The organism is Nitrospirillum guaranorum, from assembly GCF_034653275.1.
Lineage (GTDB): Bacteria > Pseudomonadota > Alphaproteobacteria > Azospirillales > Azospirillaceae > Nitrospirillum.
Genome location: NZ_JAYEES010000004.1, coordinates 160,587 through 177,420, shown reverse-complemented (window position 1 = coordinate 177,420; position 16,834 = coordinate 160,587). Strand labels below are relative to the sequence as shown.

Annotated in this window: 18 protein-coding genes; 10 read left to right on the top strand and 8 right to left on the bottom strand. The window is 69.3% G+C overall.

The features are described 5' to 3' along the window. Positions 1–33: 33 nt before the first annotated feature. Entirely contained in the window at positions 34–1,131 is a 1,098-nt protein-coding gene (locus UAJ10_RS22575) for an alpha/beta fold hydrolase (protein WP_322917517.1), read from the top strand. Between the two features lie 24 nt (positions 1,132–1,155). Here UAJ10_RS22575 and UAJ10_RS22570 read toward each other — a convergent pair whose 3' ends face one another. Then, positions 1,156–2,019 carry an MBL fold metallo-hydrolase gene (locus UAJ10_RS22570; protein ID WP_322917516.1) on the bottom strand — a complete coding sequence of 288 codons (864 nt, stop codon included), beginning with the start codon at positions 2,017–2,019 and terminating at the stop codon, positions 1,156–1,158. 105 nt (positions 2,020–2,124) lie between these two features. Here UAJ10_RS22570 and UAJ10_RS22565 point away from each other — a divergent pair, with 105 nt between their 5' ends. From UAJ10_RS22565 to UAJ10_RS22550, 4 genes are all read left to right on the top strand, one after another. Further along, positions 2,125–2,445 carry an ArsR/SmtB family transcription factor gene (locus UAJ10_RS22565; RefSeq protein WP_322917515.1) on the top strand — a complete coding sequence of 107 codons (321 nt, stop codon included), beginning with the start codon at positions 2,125–2,127 and terminating at the stop codon, positions 2,443–2,445. Next, positions 2,442–2,867, top strand: a complete 426-nt coding sequence (locus UAJ10_RS22560; protein ID WP_322917514.1) for a YeeE/YedE family protein — start codon at positions 2,442–2,444, stop codon at positions 2,865–2,867. Before UAJ10_RS22565 ends, UAJ10_RS22560 begins: the two co-directional genes overlap by 4 nt. A 4-nt stretch (positions 2,868–2,871) precedes the next feature. Beyond that, on the top strand, positions 2,872–3,318 hold the full coding sequence (locus UAJ10_RS22555; RefSeq protein ID WP_322917513.1) for a DUF6691 family protein: 447 nt from the start codon (positions 2,872–2,874) through the stop codon (positions 3,316–3,318). Between the two features lie 191 nt (positions 3,319–3,509). Further along, positions 3,510–5,894, top strand: a complete 2,385-nt coding sequence (locus UAJ10_RS22550; RefSeq protein WP_322917512.1) for a methyl-accepting chemotaxis protein — start codon at positions 3,510–3,512, stop codon at positions 5,892–5,894. Between the two features lie 86 nt (positions 5,895–5,980). Here UAJ10_RS22550 and UAJ10_RS22545 read toward each other — a convergent pair whose 3' ends face one another. The 4 genes from UAJ10_RS22545 to UAJ10_RS22530 all read right to left on the bottom strand — a co-directional run bounded on the left by UAJ10_RS22545 (position 5,981) and on the right by UAJ10_RS22530 (position 9,269). After that, positions 5,981–7,195, bottom strand: a complete 1,215-nt coding sequence (locus UAJ10_RS22545; protein WP_322917511.1) for a glycoside hydrolase family 27 protein — start codon at positions 7,193–7,195, stop codon at positions 5,981–5,983. A gap of 218 nt (positions 7,196–7,413) precedes the next feature. Further along, on the bottom strand, positions 7,414–8,025 hold the full coding sequence (locus UAJ10_RS22540) for a hypothetical protein (RefSeq protein WP_322917510.1): 612 nt from the start codon (positions 8,023–8,025) through the stop codon (positions 7,414–7,416). Positions 8,026–8,341: 316 nt separating this feature from the next. Continuing rightward, positions 8,342–8,614 carry a hypothetical protein gene (locus tag UAJ10_RS22535; RefSeq protein WP_322917509.1) on the bottom strand — a complete coding sequence of 91 codons (273 nt, stop codon included), beginning with the start codon at positions 8,612–8,614 and terminating at the stop codon, positions 8,342–8,344. A 118-nt stretch (positions 8,615–8,732) separates the two neighbouring features. Continuing rightward, on the bottom strand, positions 8,733–9,269 hold the full coding sequence (locus UAJ10_RS22530) for a DUF3291 domain-containing protein (RefSeq protein ID WP_322917508.1): 537 nt from the start codon (positions 9,267–9,269) through the stop codon (positions 8,733–8,735). 167 nt (positions 9,270–9,436) lie between these two features. Between UAJ10_RS22530 and UAJ10_RS22525 the strand changes: the two genes are divergently transcribed. Continuing rightward, positions 9,437–9,754: a chorismate mutase gene (locus tag UAJ10_RS22525; protein ID WP_088873795.1), complete on the top strand. Its 318-nt coding sequence runs from the start codon at positions 9,437–9,439 to the stop codon at positions 9,752–9,754. Between the two features lie 31 nt (positions 9,755–9,785). Here UAJ10_RS22525 and UAJ10_RS22520 read toward each other — a convergent pair whose 3' ends face one another. Continuing rightward, complete coding sequence (locus UAJ10_RS22520) at positions 9,786–12,173, bottom strand: DUF6600 domain-containing protein (RefSeq protein WP_322917507.1); 2,388 nt, start codon at positions 12,171–12,173, stop codon at positions 9,786–9,788. Between the two features lie 184 nt (positions 12,174–12,357). On the opposite strand from UAJ10_RS22520, the gene UAJ10_RS22515 reads away from it, so the two are divergent. Then, entirely contained in the window at positions 12,358–13,029 is a 672-nt protein-coding gene (locus UAJ10_RS22515; RefSeq protein WP_322917506.1) for a hypothetical protein, read from the top strand. Here UAJ10_RS22515 and UAJ10_RS22510 read toward each other — a convergent pair. Next, positions 13,026–13,895, bottom strand: a complete 870-nt coding sequence (locus UAJ10_RS22510) for an alpha/beta hydrolase family protein (protein ID WP_322917505.1) — start codon at positions 13,893–13,895, stop codon at positions 13,026–13,028. The genes UAJ10_RS22515 and UAJ10_RS22510 overlap by 4 nt on opposite strands. 96 nt (positions 13,896–13,991) lie before the next feature. Here UAJ10_RS22510 and UAJ10_RS22505 point away from each other — a divergent pair, with 96 nt between their 5' ends. The 3 genes from UAJ10_RS22505 to UAJ10_RS22495 all read left to right on the top strand — a co-directional run bounded on the left by UAJ10_RS22505 (position 13,992) and on the right by UAJ10_RS22495 (position 15,888). Next, on the top strand, positions 13,992–14,540 hold the full coding sequence (locus tag UAJ10_RS22505) for a TetR/AcrR family transcriptional regulator (protein WP_322917504.1): 549 nt from the start codon (positions 13,992–13,994) through the stop codon (positions 14,538–14,540). 38 nt (positions 14,541–14,578) lie between these two features. Beyond that, positions 14,579–15,274, top strand: a complete 696-nt coding sequence (locus UAJ10_RS22500) for an aspartate/glutamate racemase family protein (RefSeq protein WP_322917503.1) — start codon at positions 14,579–14,581, stop codon at positions 15,272–15,274. 86 nt (positions 15,275–15,360) lie between these two features. Next, complete coding sequence (locus UAJ10_RS22495; RefSeq protein WP_322917502.1) at positions 15,361–15,888, top strand: hypothetical protein; 528 nt, start codon at positions 15,361–15,363, stop codon at positions 15,886–15,888. 6 nt (positions 15,889–15,894) lie between these two features. Here UAJ10_RS22495 and UAJ10_RS22490 read toward each other — a convergent pair whose 3' ends face one another. Beyond that, positions 15,895–16,737 (bottom strand): hypothetical protein, encoded by an 843-nt coding sequence (locus UAJ10_RS22490; protein WP_322917501.1) that lies wholly within the window; start codon positions 16,735–16,737, stop codon positions 15,895–15,897. Positions 16,738–16,834 lie beyond the last annotated feature (97 nt).

Sequence of the window (16,834 nt, the reverse complement as noted above, 5' to 3'; positions counted from 1 at the left end):
TACGATAAGAATCCCGCCTGGAGCCTTCACGCCATGATCCGATCCGCCGCCCGCGCCCTTTGCGCGCCCCTGCTGCTGGGCGCCGCCCTGCTGGCCGCCCCCGCCGCCCTGGCCGCCGAGCCGGTGAAGCCCGTCACGAAGGAGGGCGACGTGACGGTGAAGGATTTCACCTTCAAGACCGGCGAGACCCTGCCCGAAGTGCGGCTGCACTACACCACCCTGGGCGCGCCGCACCGCGACGCCAAGGGCCACGTCGACAACGCCATCCTAATCATGCACGGCACGGGCGGCACGGGCGCCCAGTTCCTGCGCCCACAGTTCAGCGACGTGCTGTTCCAACCGGGCGGCGTGCTGGACCCGGCGCGCTATTACATCATCCTGCCCGACGACGTGGGCCACGGTAAGTCCAGCAAGCCCAGCGACGGACTGCACGCCCATTTCCCGCAGTATGACTACGACGACATGGTGGCACTGGAACACCAGCTGGTGACCCGGCTGGGCGTGGACCATCTGCGCCTGGTCATGGGCACGTCCATGGGCTGCATGCACGCCTTCGTCTGGGGAGAGACCTACCCCGACGCCATGGACGCGCTGATGCCGCTGGCGTGCCTGCCGCAGACCATCGCCGGACGCAACCGTCTGTGGCGCCAGATGTCCATCGCCGCCATCAAGGCCGACCCTGCCTGGCAAGGGGGCGAGTACAAAGCCCAGCCCAAGGAGGGCCTGCGCACCGCCGCCGCCCTGTTGTCCATCGCCGGCAGCGCCCCCATCCAGATGCAGAAGGCCTATCCCACCCGCGAGGCGGCCGACGCCGCGGTGGAGAAAATCCTGGACGTGAGCGGGATGGAGGCCAACGACCTGATCTATCAGCTGGACGCGTCACGCTTTTACGACCCGTCGCCCAAGCTGGAAACCATCAAGGCGCCGGTGCTGTGGATCAATTCCGGCGACGATTTCATCAATCCGCCGGAACTGGGCCTGGCCGAGCAACTGGTGAAGCGCATCCCCAAGGGCCAGTTCATCCTGATCCCCGCCAGCGACCAGACCCACGGCCACGGCAGCCACACCTGGGCGGTGCTGTGGCAGGACAAGCTGGCCGACCTGCTGGCCCGCACGGCCGCCAAGAACTGAGAGGCAGGGTTACCGAGAGGCAGGTTACAGGGCGTTCAGCGGGATTTTCAGGTAGCGGACGCCATTGTCCTCGGGCGGGGGCAGGTTCCCCGCCCGCACGTTGACCTGGACCGAAGGCAACAGCAGGCGGGGCGCATCCAGGCCCGCGTCGCGCTGCCGCCGCAGGGCGACGAAGGCCGCCTCGTCCACCCCATCGCGCAGGTGGATGTTGTGGGCGCGCTGGTCCGCCACCGTGCTTTCCCAGACGTAATGGTCGCGGCCCGGCGCCTTGTAGTCATGGGCCGTGAACAGCCGCGTCTCCGGCGGCAGGTCCAGCAGGCGCCGGACAGAACGGTAGAGGGTGGCGGCATCACCGCCGGGGAAATCCGTGCGCGCGCTGCCGTAGTCCGGCTGGAACAGCGTATCGCCGACGAAGGCCGCGTCACCGATCACATAGCTGACGTCGGCCGGCGTATGGCCGGGGGTATGCAGGGCCCGCAGGGTCAGCCCACCCAGGGCCGCCACCTCCCCATCCTGGAACAGATGGTCGAACTGGCGGCCGTCGGTCGCGAAGTCGCCCCCCAGATTGAACAGGCGGCCGAAGATGGCCTGGGTCTGCCGCACCTCCGCCCCGATGCCGGTCCGGCCACCCAGCGCCCGCTGCAGGTAGGGGGCGGCGGACAGGTGATCGGCATGGATATGGGTTTCCAGTATCCACTGGACCGACAGGCCCCGAGCCCGCACGGCGGCGATGATCCGGTCGGCCGAGGCCGTACCCGTGTGCCCCGACTTGGGATCGAAATCCAGCACGCTGTCGATGATGGCGGCCGCCCCGGTGGCGGGGTCGGCGACCAGATAGGTCACGGTGTTGGTGGCGTCATCGAAAAAGGCCTGCACGTCGGGGGCCATGGCCGCTGTCCCTTCCAAGGAGATATCCGGCGAGCGCCGGAACGCTTGCCTGAAGCTGGTACGTTCCTATATATTAGTCAAGTCTAATTTATAAATTAGGAATGTATGATGAATCTGCCTGATCCCATCACCCTTGAGGCCCGCGCGGCGGAGGCGGAGACCTTCCTGCGGTCGCTGGCCAGCCGGCACCGGCTGATGGTCCTGTGCGCCCTGGTGCAGGGGGAAATGACGGTGGGCGCCCTGGGGCAACACCTGGGGCTGGCGCAATCCAACCTGTCGCAGCACCTGGCGAAACTGCGGGATGAGGGCCTGGTGGCTACCCGGCGTGAGGGGACGGTGATCCACTACCGCATCGGGTCCGACAAGGTACGCCCCATGCTGGAGGCGCTGTACGCCCTGTTCTGCGCGCCGGAGGAACAACCATGAGCGGCTTCACCCCCATGCACGCCCTGGTGGGTGGTGCCTTAATCGGCGCGGCGGCGGCCCTGCTGTGGCTGGGCCTGGGCCGCATCGCCGGCATCAGTGGCATCGTGGGCGGCCTGATGACGGCGGCGCGCGGCGACCGGATCTGGCGCCTGGCCTTCCTGGCCGGGATCATGGCGGCGCCGGTGATGTACCGGCTGACGGGCGGCACCGTGCCAACCGGCGCATCTGGGACCGGCCCCGCGCTGGTCATCGTCGGCGGGCTGCTGGTGGGGGTGGGCACGCGCCTGGGGGGCGGCTGCACCAGCGGCCACGGCGTCTGCGGCCTGGCCCGTCTGTCACGGCGTTCCGCGACAGCCACAGCGGTCTTCATGGCCGTGGCCGCGTTGACCGTCTTTCTCCACCGCCACGTCCTGGGGGGCTAAGCCCATGCGCCGTCTCATCCTGGCCTTGACCGCCGGCCTGGTGTTCGGGTTCGGCCTGACCGTGTCGTCCATGATCAGCCCGGCCAAGGTGCTGGCCTTCCTGGATGTGGCCGGGGGCTGGGATCCCAGTCTGGCCCTGGTCATGGCGGCGGCGGTGCCCGTGGCGTGGGCTGGCTTTTTCCTTGGGCGTTGCCGGTCGGCGCCCCTGGCCGCGCCCGCCTTCCAGCCGCCGGCCGCCCGCGCCATCGACCGCCGGTTGGTGGTGGGGGCCGCGCTGTTCGGCGTGGGCTGGGGATTGGTGGGGTATTGCCCCGGCCCGGCGTTGGCGGCCCTGGGCGTCACGGTGGCCGACCCCAGGGGGACGGACCTGGCGGGCGCCCCCCTGTTCGTCCTGGCCATGCTGGCCGGAATGGCCATCGTCGCCGTCATCGATCGCCGTATACATAAGTAGTTCTGGGTAAATTGTTTCCGGAATAAACCGCCCGTATTCTTCGGTATAGGTTTGCGCCACATCAATCACAGATCGATAAAATAAATGACAAAGGCCGGACAACGCAGCCAGCGCCAATAATTGGCAGGACAAATGACATGCGCGATACCGGCCCAGTGACCCAAAACGAAATCATGGTCGGCGAAGGGGAAATGCTTGTCTCCAGAACCGACGACAAGGGACGCATTACCTTTGTCAATCAGACCTTCATCGCCATCAGCGGCTTCAGCGAGGCGGAACTGCTGGGGGCGCCGCACAACCTGGTGCGCCATCCCGATATGCCCAAGGCCGCGTTCGCCGACCTGTGGGCCACGGTCCAGGCGGGACAACCCTGGGAAGGACTGGTGAAGAACCGCGCCAAGTCCGGCGACCATTACTGGGTGCGGGCCAACGTCACCCCGGTGCAGGAGGATGGCCGCATCACCGGCTACATCTCCATCCGCACCAAGCCCGGCCGGGCGGAGGTGGCCGCGGCGGACCGCTTATACACCGCCCTGCGTCAGGGTGGCGGCGTCCACCTGGCCGGTGGGCAGGTGCGCCGGACCGGAGCGGCGCACGCCGTGGCGCGCTGGCTGGGCGGCTTGAACGCCCGGCTGGCCGGCTTGGTGCTGGTGCCCGCCGCCGGCATGGCCGCCGCCGCCTCCGGCCTGCCCGCCGGGTGGGCGGCGGCGCTGGCGGTACCATTGACCCTGGCCCAGGGCCTGGCCCTGGCGCGGCGCCTGCGCACCATCCTGCACCGCCAGGTCCTGGATATCGACGCCCTGATCCAAGGCGATCATCTGCACGTCATCGACCTGCCGGCCTTGCGCGATTTCCAGGCCGCCGCCGCCCGCCTGCGCGCCCTCAGGGCCATCCTGGCCTATCAGGCGCGGGAGCGGGTGGAGCTGGAAGCGCGGGAACAGGAAACCACCCGCCGCACCCTGCTGGAAACCTGCCAGCTGATCGAAACCGACCTGGAGGCCACCTGGCGCGACATCAACCGCACCTCCGCCGAGGTCGAGAACGCCGTGACCGGCCTGCTGGGCAACATCCAGGAGGTGCAACAGGATACGGTGGTGGCCGCCGCCGCCGCCTCGCAGGCCAGTGGCACCGCCGCCACCGTGGCGGCCGCGGCCGAGGAACAGGGGGCGGCGGGAACGGAGATCGCCCACCAGGCGTCCAGGTCCAGCGATATCGCCCGCCGTGCCGTGCTGGATGCCCGTAACGCCGCCCAGGCCCTGCATCGCATGGAGCATGCGACCGCCGAGGTGGGCCAGGTGCTGGCACTGATCGGCGACATCGCCAGCCAAACCAACTTGCTGGCGTTGAACGCCACCATCGAGGCGGCGCGCGCTGGTGATGCCGGCAAAGGCTTCGCCGTCGTGGCGGGGGAGGTGAAGAGCCTGTCCGCGCAGACCGCCAACGCCACCGATCAGATCGCCCAGCAGGTGACGGATATTCGCAGCGCGGTGGACGGCAGCGTCGAAGCCTTGCATGCCGTCATCCACACCATCGAGTTGATCGACCAGGCGGCCACCGCCACGGCGGCGGCGGTCGAGGAACAGGCCGCCGCCAATGCCGAGATCGGTCGTGGCGCCGCGCAGTCCGCCGACGCCGCCACCCAGGTGTCGGGCAGTGTCAACCACATCCGCGGCCAGGCGGACACCGTATGCCTGGCCGCCGGCACCGTCAGCCGCCAGGTGGCCGCCACCAACCAAGCCGTCAGCCAGATGAAGACCCGCCTGCTGATGGTGCTGCGCCAGTCGGTGGCGGGGGACCGGCGCGAGTCCGACCGCATCCCCTGCGACTTGCCGGCGGGGCTGACCCTGGAGGGGCGGCGTCATCCGGCGCGCGTCCTGGACCTATCGTTGGGCGGCGCCGTGGCGGCACTGGCGGACGAGGAGGTGGCGTTGCCGCCGGACGGCGCCGCCGCCGTCCTGCACCTGGATGGGGTGGGCGACCTGCCCTGCACCCTGGCGGCCCAAAGCCCGGCAGGCTTGCATGTGCGTTTCCAGCAATTGGATGTCGCCGTGCGGGAGCGGTTGAAAGGCACTTACTACGCCATGATCGCCGCGGACGAGGGGCTGATCGCCGCCGCGCGGAAGGTGGCCGCCGACATCGCCACGGCCCTGACCCAAGCGCTGCGGGATGGTCGCATCACTCACGACGCCCTGTTCAGCGTGGCCTTGGAGCCGGTTCCCGGGACCTCACCGGAGCAATACATCGCCCCCTACACCGCCTTGGCGGATGAGCTGTTCCCGTCCCTGCAGGAACCGGCGCTGGCCCTGGATAGTCGCGTCGTCTTCTGTGTGGCTGCGGCCACCAATGGTTATGTGCCCACCCACAACGCCCAGCCGAACGGCGAGACCCGCAGCCGTCGCCGCTATCTGGATCGCACCGGCCTCGCGGCCGCGCGCAACAGCCGGCCGTTCCTGATCCAGGCCTATCACCGGGACATGGGTGATGGCCGACCACGGCGCATGAAAGAGATCGATTGCCCCATCGTCATCGACCGCCGCCTCTGGGGGAATGTGCGGTTGGGGTTCGTTTTCACCTAAGCTGGCCCAGTAACGGGGCGGATGGCCGGCCATCTGGCCCCCAAGAACGGACCGGGTGGGCGCCCATGTGGGGCGCCCACAGGTCATCAAACGGCCGGACGCACCGTCACCATGACCACGCCGTGCGGCGCCACCTCGACGGTGTAGCCGCCCTTGGACGTGCCCTGGTCCTTGGCCAGCCACAGGTCACGCACCTTGGCGGGCAGCTTGGCCGGATAGCCCAGATCCGCCCAGTTGACGGTGATCCTGGCCGGCGTCGTGCCCCGGTTCAGCAGCACCACGGCGCGGTCGCCGCTGGCCAGCGGCCGGGCCCACACTTCCAGGTCGCCCTGCTTGGCCACACGGCGGCCCTGGGCGCCCAGGGCATCCTGGTCCACGGCGATGACCTCGGCGTTGGTCAGGGTGGCCTTGGTGGCCGGACTCATGCTGGTCAGGTCATTGCCGGCGATCAAGGGGGCCGCCAGCAGGGCCCACAGGCTGAAGTGCGCGCGGTATTCCGTGTCGGTCATGCCGCCATTGCCGACCTCCAGCATGTCGGGGTCATTCCAATGTCCCGGGCCGGCATAGGGATAGAGGTCGGCCTCCAGATCCAGGATGTCCATGACGCCCAGGGAATAGTCCTTCTCGCCCTGCCAGCCGTCATAGATGTCGCCGGTGCTGCGCCACAGGTTGCCCACGGTCTGCGCCCACAGCCAAGGCTTGGCCGTGCCCCATTCGCACATGCTGAAGACGATGTCACGGCCAGACGCCCGGAGCGCGTCGCTCATCAGCGTGTAGGCCGCCTTGGCGTCCAGCGTGCCGGTGTAGCACCAGTCGTATTTCAGGTAATCCACGCCCCAGGCGGCGTATTGGGCCGCGTCCTGGTATTCATGACCGAGGCTGCCCGGCCGCTTGCCGCAGGTTTCTTTGCCGGCGTCGGAATAGATGCCGAACTTCAAGCCCTTGGAATGGATGTAGTCGCCCAGCGCCTTTAGGCCGGAGGGGAAGCGGACCGGGTCGGGCTGTATGTCGCCATGGGCGTCACGGGCGCCGTGCCAGCAGTCGTCGATCACCACATACCTGTAGCCGGCGCCCGCCATGCCGGAGGACACCATGGCGTCGGCCGCCTTGCGGATGACGTCCTCATTGATCTCGCATGCGAACTTGTTCCACGTGTTCCATCCCATAGGCGGGGTCAAGGCCAGGCCGTTGGCCTGGCGCGCGGGTTCCGCATCCTTGGTATCGTCCGCCTTGGCCGGGTGGGCCAGCATCAGCAGCGGCACGACAAGCAAGCCCGCCAGGGCCATAAGCATTCTTCGCATGGGACGTTCCTCGCGTGGTAGGCCCCAGCCTCCGGGGCCACTTTTTGAACGGCCCGTGCCGCCATGGGTAATTTATAAGATAAATAAGCCTTTTTTGAAAAATCATTCGACAGCCATGCGGTCACGACAAAACCCCCGGGACCGAGTCCCGGGGGTTTCGCACGACGCGCCTGAAGGGAGATGGACGGGTGCCTTGCAGGCGCGCGTCCGGCCGCACCTTACAGACGGGGATTGTCCGGCTGGCTGGTGGAGCCGGTGGTGCCGCTATCCGGGCTGGATGGCGCCGGGGGCGGCGGGGCGGCCTCTTCCGGGCTCTGGCCCGGATCGGTCTTCTTCTGCGCCGTGTGCTTGGCCGACTTCTTGGCATGGGCAGACTTCGCGGCCTTGCCCTTGTCGTCATTCGGGTCATGCGGCGGCAGCGGTTGCACCACCGGCGGCTTCTCGGTCACCGCCTGGCCGGACGAGGACGACGGGGACATGGAACCGCTCTGGTCCGACGGGGCCGGAGGCATGGCCGAAGGCGACGAGACGTCCGGCTGGTTCATGCCCGGCTGGCCGGGCTGCTGGCCCATCCCGGCGCGGTCGCCGGGCAGGCCGTGGGAATTGGACGGGCTGGGGCTGGTGGCATCCGGCGCCGGCGGCAGGGTCGACGGCGTGCCGCCCCGGGTGGTGTCTTCCGATTGCGGCGTGCCCGGCATGGGCGTGCCCTCGGGCGGCGCGGTCTGTGCCCAGGCGGCAGCGCTCAAGACGGGGGCGGACGCCAGGCCGGCGGCCAGGGTCAGCGCGGTCGCCGTACGGGCCCAGCCCGCGGTGGTCAACTTCGTGAACATGGGTCGTCCTCCATTCCTCGTAAGAAAGGCGTGACATCAGGGGACCGCCCAATGGTGGCGAAAAAACGTCGCAACACCGCAAACAATGTGGTCCGGGCGGGGGTATGCCCTTTGCCCCAACGGCACCCCTGGGATGGGCCGGCCTTTCTGAAAGGGGGCCGGCGGGTGGGCGGGGCGGAACGGATATGGAAACGCCCTGGGGACCGTAAAGTTCCGTCAGGGCGTTCCATCAGGGGTTTAATTGCGGCTCCAGGCCGGCCGATGAGCCGGGGTTACCCCGCAAAAGTGTCCGGCCTCGGGCCGCCATAACCCGGCCTTAGCCATGGGGATGATGCACCGGGGCGTGATGCGCCACATGGTGGACGTGGTGATGGTGGTGATGGTGGTGGCGGTGATGCACCACGCGGTGATGGACCACCTCGGCCTGGGCGCTGCCGGCCGTCATGAACGGCGCCAACGCCAGGCCGAAGGCCAGGGCCAGGGCGGCGACCCCGCGACGGCGCCAAGACTGGACAACGGAAGCCTGGCTGGCAGACGCTTGGCCGACGGACGGAGAGGCGCCGGTGGTGGGGCGGGTCAGGACGGGCATGGTCTCGATCCTTTCGACATGAACAGGTCCCGGCCTTGCCGGGCACTTTCATGACACCGCCCAAAGGTGGCGAAAAAACGCCGCCCCCCGGGATTTAATGAGACCTTCCCGGGGCGGCTCACTCCCAGCCGACGCAATGGGGCTCCGGCGCCATGTCCTCGGGCGCCGCCGGCCGGGCGGCGGGGTGCGGGTGCTTCTGCTTGAAGGTGAAGGCGTGGGGCGTGGCCCCGTGCCGCTCCAGATGGGCCAGACGCTCCAGCCCCTCCTGCGGGGTGGGGCGATGGCCGGCGGGAACCCACCACAGCACCTGGTACAGATCCACCGGCCGCTCGAACCACTCCCGCCGCCGGGCCATGACGGCGCGATGGGCGGATTTGTAGACGTAATCGAACAGCGCCTCGGCCGAGGCCCACACCGACATGTTCACCAGGAAACGCGGGTTGTCGCTGACCAGGATGTCGGTGGCGTTGCCGCTGTCGGACTGCAGGCGCCAGACGAAGCCGGGGCTGCCTTCGGCCAGGGCGTTGATCTCGTCCAGCTGGTTCACGAAATCGGCGATGCGCGGGTCGTCCATGGCGTAAAGCGCCGTGCCGACGTTCATCTGCGCCAACTGCCATCCGCCCGGCGCGGCACCCGTCTCTCCCCCGGCCTCCATGGCCACCCCCGCAAATTTGGTTCATGAATGCCTGAATTTATGCATCGGCCGTTGCGGCTTCCAGCCCACAGGCGACCGTTTGTTACAAAAGCCCCTCATAATTTTCACTGACGGCGGTCGGCGGCGGGCTGTACTGTCGGGCCCGTCCGTGATCCGAAGGAGTGGCCATGTCCGGCGCCGAGCACCCTGCCCCCGCCATTCATCCCGAACTGAAACGCCTGCGCGACAGCATCGACAACATTGATGCCGCCCTGATCTACATGCTGGCGGAACGGTTCAAGTGCACCCAGCAGGTTGGGGCGCTGAAGGCGCGCATCGACCTGCCCAGCAGCGACCCCGGCCGGGAGGCGGCGCAGATCGAGCGCCTGCGCCGCCTGGCCGAGGGCGCCCACCTGGATCCGGATTTCGCGGCCAAGTTCCTGAACTTCATCATCAAGGAAGTGATCCGCCACCACGACGGCTTCCGCGCGGCCGAACAGGCCTGAACCCCACCGCCGGCATCTGTGATGGGCGCCGTCAGTCGCGGTGGGGCTGACCGGGGTCGTTAGGATGGCCCGACCCCTGCTGATGCTGCTGCGGTTGTGGATGCTGCGGGGGCTGTGAATGCGGCGCTTCCGGCCGCGCCTGGGGCGGCGGCATGCGCTGCGGTTCGGGCCGGGGGGGCAGGTCCATATGGGGCCGGGGCTCTGGCGGTGACTGCGGCCGCATCTGCGGCTCCTGCGGCCTCGGCGGTTGATGGAACTCGTGCTGCGGCTGGGGGTGGTCGGCCTGACGCGGCGGCTGCGGCGCCTGCGGCTGGCGCCGTTCCTCGAAGTTCGGCGCGTCCGGCCGATGGCCCTCCCCATGCGGGACCGTGGCCGCCCCGTGCGGACGGTCAGGACCGGCCTGGGCGGGGCCGGATTGTTGGGCAGGGCCGGGCTGCCCCTGCGGCGGATGGCCCGCCGGATGGGGCGTTCCGCCCGCGCCCCCTTCCTGGTGGCTGGGTTGCTGGGGCGGGCCGCCGGGCTGCGGCATCCCGGATTGGGGCGCCTGAGCGGGGCCGGGGCGTTCCTGCGCCGCCTGGTGCACCGGTGGCGGGCCGGGCGGCTGATTATGATCGCGCAGGGTGGGCAGTCCGCCAGGCCCCCGGTTGGCCCAGGCGGCGCCCTCGGGCCGGTCGGGCCCTGCCTGGCCCGGATGGAACCCGGGCTCGTCCGGCCGGCGGTCCGTCGGACGGAATCCGCCAGGGTGGTCCGCTGCGGGCCCGTTGCCGTTGGGCCTGTTGCCGTTGGGCCTGTTGCCGTTGGGATGCAGGTCCCCGGGCCGGAACGCGCCGGCCTGCGGTCCCCTGGCAGGGGCGCCATCAGGCCCGCGCAGGTCCAGGTGCCGGGGACCGGCACCCTCGGCCCGTGGGTCGAACCGGGGGCCGGGGTTGGCGGGACGCGGGGCGGGAGTTCCACCCGGCGGGTCGGGCAGGTGCAGGCGCTGCGCCACCTGCGGCGTCACGCCGGCGGTGGCGACGGTGGGCTGCACCGGCGGCCGCCCCACGACGGCGCGGGCGTTGGCGAACTGGTGCTCATCCCACGGCCGGGCGCCGCCGTTATAGCGGCCGTAGCGGCCGGCGACCATGGCGTCCGCCGGCATCATCGAGGCGCCGCGCCGGTTGGCGTAGTTGTTGATGGTAATATTGGTGACGTTGTTCACGACCGTCAGGTTGCGGACCACGGGCCGGTTCACATATTCCACATAGCGCGGGCTGGCCCGGTACCAGGGATGGTACGGCTCCTGCCAGCTCAGCGGGCACCAGCCCACAGGCGGATGCCCCCTGTCGTCATAATGGGGGCCGCCGACGCTGACGCCAATGGCGACGCCGGCCCCGAAAAAGGCGACCAGTGCAGGGGCGTAGACCGGCGGCGGCGGCGGCCCGCCGACCACGACGGCGCCACCCGGCGCCCAGGCCCAGCGGCCATGGATATCCACCCACCGCCCGTAGTGGAAGGGGGCGAACCCCCAGGGCGCGTCATCGATCCAGGTCCATCCCCATGGGGCCACATAGGCCCAGTGGCCGTCGCGATAGGGCGCCCAGTCGGACTCGACCTGCGGATACCAGACCTGGCCATAGTCGGGCGTGGCCTGCCAGCTGCCATATTCGCCCAGATCGTCGGCGCCGGGCATGGCCATGACGTCCGGCGGGGGCGTGGAGGACCCGACGCGGTCGGTGCGCAGCATGGCCGTCAGGAAGGGGTCGTGCTCGGCCGGCCGCACATTGACGTTGGGCGGATTGTCGCCCGTGATCTCCCCCGTCTGCCCGCCATTGATCCGCAGGGACAGGCCCTGGCCGCTGAGTTGCGCCGACCCTTCCAGCACGGTGACGCGGGTGGGGGTGTCGGTATCGCCGGCCGAAACCTCGTACCTGCCGGGCCCCTCCAGCGTGACCAGGCCACGCGGCGTGCGCAGGCTGTAGCGTTCGCCGGGCAACAGGCCCCGTATGCGCACATAGACCTGGCCCTGCGCCAGGTCGGCGGTGAGATCGCGGTCGTCCAGGCTGTCGATATCCAGCTCGGTGGTGCCGTCCATGACCAGCCGGGTGGTGGAGACATCCACCGTGGCGCTGGCCCCCGGCTCGGTCCACAGCGCGTTGCCGCTGGTCAGGGGGTAATTGGGGGTGGCGGGGTCCCACTGGGTGCCGTCGGCGGTATGGAAGGAAACCGTGCCCTGCACCCGCGCCAGCCGCCCCACCCGCGCCGGCGGATCGCCGGCGTACTGGTCGCCGCCGTCGTCGTAGGCCGGCGCGCCCTCCTGGGCACGGGCCAGGTCACCCATGAACGGGGATATGGTCATCAGCAGCGCCAGGGCCGTCATGGCGCCGTGGCGTAGGCCGAGGCGCCGGGCCACAGGGCGTTCAGGTACCGCATAACTGGGCATGATGGCAGGTTCCACCCTGGTTCTCATCGATCGATGCCAGGCTGCGCGCGCAAGGTGGCATAACTGCGACGAATGATGGCCCCTATTTGGACGGGGGGCGAATCCTATTGCCCGGCGCCAAACGCCGCGCGCAGAGTGCGCCGGCCCGGGCAAGGAAACCGGGTTGCGGAAGGGTTTTGAGATCATGCAGAAGTCCCTGGATACCGTACGCGGCGCCTTCGAGGCCGACAACGCCCCCTTGGTCCCCCGGGTCCGGAGCTTCTTGGCCGACGTGTTGCGCACGCCCGCGTCCCACGCCCGCTTCATGAACGAGCTGTCGTTGATGGAACATATGGGCAGCAACAAGATCATGGCGACCCAGCATGGCGCCGGCATGGATCTGCCCACCCTGAAGCACCTGGCGGAAGAGGCGCGCCACGCCTTCTTTTTCAAGCGCCATGCCGAGGGCGCGGCCCGCCGCGCCATGGATTATGTGCAGGCCGACCTTTTGTCGCCGGCCGCCGGCCGCCTGTATTTCCAAAAGCTGGACATCGCCGTGGAACAAGCCCTGGCGGGCGAACCGCCCCGTTCCAAGGTGCTGTACCTGCACATGTCGCTGATCGTGGAATTCCGCGCCGTGTGGTTCTATCACCTGTATGAGACGGCGCTGCGCCAGGCGGGGTCCAAGATCTCGTTGAAAAGCCTGCTGGCGGAAGAGCAGGGCCACCTGTCCGACATGGCGGAGCGGCTGGGACTTCTGAACGCCTGGGACCCCGCCCGCCTAGCCCTGATGTGCCAGGCGGAGACCGTCCTGTTCGGCACCCTGCTGGGCCGGCTGGAACGGGCGGTCGCAGCACCCGTTGCCGTGGCGGCCTAGGAAATACCGTCCAGCAACAGCGGCCACGCCCGGGCATTGCGCTCGGCGAACAGGCGCAGATGGCCAATGGCCTTGCCCCCCGCCTCCGCCGGGGTGATGACCCGGTGACGGATGGTGGCCGCCGGGTAGAAATCCGCCAGGCGCCGCACCCGTTCTGGCGGCATCATCTCATCATCCGCGATGCCCACCAGGGTAACGGCGCCGGTCATGCGATCGGGCACCGGGTGGGGCATGGACCGCCCCCAATCCACCCGGTAGAAGCCGCGTGAGGTGCACCAGCGCCGCCATTGCCAGAACACGCCCTTGGGCAAGTCCGCCCCCAGGCCCAGCAGCCGCCCCGGCAGATAACCGCACAACAAGGTGGCCAGCGGCCCCAGCAGGAACCAGAAGGCGAGAACCGAGGGCATGTAGCTCAGCGGGTGCTTGCTCCAATGGGCGGGACCGGAGGCCACGGCGATCAGCCGCGCCACCCGCCCGGCATTGGCGTGGAAGGGCAGGCACATGCCGCCCAGGGAATGGCCGACCACCCAAATCTCGGTCCCCGGATAGCGGTCGCACAGCCAGTCCAGGGCCGCCGCCTGGTCGACCACACCCCAGGCCGCCATGGTGGCGCCGGATCGGGTGACCGGCCCGGCGGCCGACGCGCCGAAGTCGCGGTAGTCATAGGTCAGCACCGCCGCGCCACGCGCAGCCGCCAGCCAGGCGGCGAAACGCGCGTAGTAGTCTCGCGGCACGCCGGTGGCGCCATGCAGCACCACGGCCAGCCCGGGCTCGCGCCCATCCGGCGGCAGGGCCAGCCGGCCGGCCAACTGGGCCCCGTCCGCGGTGGTGATGCGCACCGCCTGGTCGCCCGTATCTTCGGTCATCCACCCCTCCCCCCGTCGGCCACGATCCGTTTTATGGTGATCGCCATAGAACGGGATATCACTAGACCGACCGACATACAATTGGCATTAAGGGGCATGCCGCGCCCGTCCGATGCCAAGAAGCATTTCGTCGATACCGCCGTGACCCTGTTCCGGCGCAAGGGCTACAATGGCGTGGGCCTGAACGAGATCATCGCCGTCAGCGGCGCGCCCAAGGGGTCGTTCTACCATCACTTTCCCGGCGGCAAGGAAGAGCTGGCGGAAGAGGCGGCCCGCCTGGCCGGGCACCGCATCGCCCGCCTGATCGACCAGGCCTTCACCGACGCGCCCACCTTCGCCGACGGCGTGCACGCCCTGGCCGACACCATCGCCGACTGGTTCGAGGCGTCGGACTGGCGCGACGGCTGCCCCGTCACCGCCCTGGTCATCGGCGCCATTCCCGACAGTACCCGCCTGTCCGCCGTGGTGGCGGAGGTGCTGGAGGACTGGGCCGTGCGCACGGCGGGCCACGCCGAGCGCCTGGGCGTCAGCGACCCACGTGAGCGGGCGGCGCGTTTTTTCATCGCGCTGGAGGGTGCCTGGCTGCTGGCCCGGGTGCAACGCACCCGTGCGCCGTTCAAGCTGGCGGCCGCCATGGTGCTGTGAGAGCGTTTCTCCCGCGCTGAGCAAAGGGGGCATCCACCATGCGTATGCTAGGCCTGATCGGGGGGATGAGCTGGGAAAGCACCACGCTCTATTACCGCCATCTCAACACCATCGCCCGTGACCGGCTGGGCGGGCTGCATTCCGCCCGTGTGCTGCTGTGGTCGGTGGATTTCGCCGAGGTGGCGGCCAAACAGCAGGCGGGCGACTGGACCGGCGCCGGGGCCCTGATGGCCGATGCCGCCCGCCGCCTGCAGGACGCGGGCGCCGAGGCGCTGATGATCGGCGCCAACACCATGCACAAGACGGCGGACGCCGTGCGCGCCGCGACCAGCATCCCCCTGCTGCACATCGCCGACGCCACCGGCGGCGCCCTGAAGGCGGCCGGCAGCACCCGCCCGGCCCTGCTGGCCACGCGCTATACCATGGAGCAGGACTTCTACCGCGGCCACCTGGCCCAGCACTACGGCGTGGATGCGCTGGTGCCGGATGCCGCCGGGCGGGACACCGTCCACCGCATCATCTACGAGGAACTGTGCCGGGGCATCGTGCTGCCCGGCTCCAAGGCCGCCATCCTGGCGGAGGTGGAACGCCTGCGCGCGGCGGGTGCCGATGGCGTCATTCTGGGCTGCACCGAAATCGGCATGATCATGGGTCAGGGCGACAGTGATCTGCCGGTATTCGACACGACGCGGCTGCATGCCGAGATGGCTATGGACTTCGCGTTAACAGATTAATATTTAAATGTTTTACGCCTATGGATTGCAATCCTCCATAGGAACGCTAGCATGGCGCCAGCGCGTCGGTTGGCGGGGTATGGGTGTTGACCAAATGGGTGAAGGGGGCCTTGGGCCTGGCCGTCGTGGCCATTGTCGTTGCCGGATGGAATCTGGTCAGCGTCACCCTGCCCGTGGCCCGTGCGCTGGACCAGGACCCGCGCAACACCCCCGTCCATGTCGTGGCCTATCACCGGGGCCTGGTGCTGCCGGGCACCCTGGTGGTGGACGTCTGGGGCGCGGCGCCCACGGCCACGCCGCTGGATGTGCTGCGCGTCCTGCTGCAAGCCGCCGCCACCCTGGATGAGCGCAGCTATGACACCGTGGTCCTGGCCTATCGCGGCCGGCCCCGCTTCACACTGCCCGGCTTTTACTTCCAGCAGTTGGGCCATGATTATGGCCGGGGCGAGAACGCCACGGCCCTGATTCGCACCTTGCCGCAGAACGTGCGCACCTTGGACGGCAACGCAGCGTTCGAAACGTGGACCGGCGGCATGCTGGGCGTCCTGGACCGGCAGATGGACGACGTGCTGACCTTCAGCCGGCGCTGGTGGATGGAACCCCACGCCTCTTGAGGCGTGCTATCGCTCGCGCACGAGGTGCGCGCCGCCAACGGTACGTTCCAGATTGGCCAGCACGTCCGCCGGCGGGGGCCCCGCCGGTGCCTCCAGTCCCGTCACGCCATAGCGGCCGGCCAACAGCCCCGGCGCCAGGCACCACCACACCTGATCGCGCGCCACGCCGGGATGATCGGCCAGATAGGCGTCGGCGGCCTGGTCGATGTCATCCAGCAGGGCCGGGGCGACGCCCCATTCCCGGTAGAGCGCCGCGATGGCCTGGCGCAGCCCGGCGGCGTTCTGGCGGCGAGCGGCCAGGATGGCCTCCACCGTGGCGCCCCCCAGGTCGGGCGGCGTCACGGTCACGCCGTCCTGGGCCAAGTTGGGGATCTGGCCGCGGATAGCCTCCATTTGCGCCGTCAGGCGGGCGCGGGCATCGGCCGTGTCGCGCGGGTCCAGGCTGTTGGTCGAATGGAATTCCACCACCCCGCCGGGCGCCACCGTCTTACGCCGGCCCGCCAGGAAGGGCAGCAGGGCGCAGGCCGAGGCGCAGCGCCCCTCGACCACCACGTCCAACTGCCGCCCATGGATCAGGCGGGCCATTTCCAGCGCCACCGCCACGTCGCCGCCCCCGGACTCCAGCACCAGGGTCCGCGTCTCCGGCGTCAGGTTGCGGGCCAGCAGGTCAGCGTCCCCGACCGGATGTTCGCCCGGCAGGAAGCGGCGGGGCAGGATTTCACCATGGAAGGCCAGGGTGGCGGCGTCCACCCGCTGCCACGCCTTGTCCTGGTAAGCCTGGGCGCAGACCGTCATCGGGTGCAGCAGGACCGCCGTCAGCAGGCCGGCCCACAGGAGCCGGCGGCTCACGGGGCGGCCGGCGGGGGAAAATATAGGCGGCGCGAAAGGTGATGCATGGACGGCCTGGAATGGTTGCGATCAGCGCATCACGGGGGTCGCCGCATGG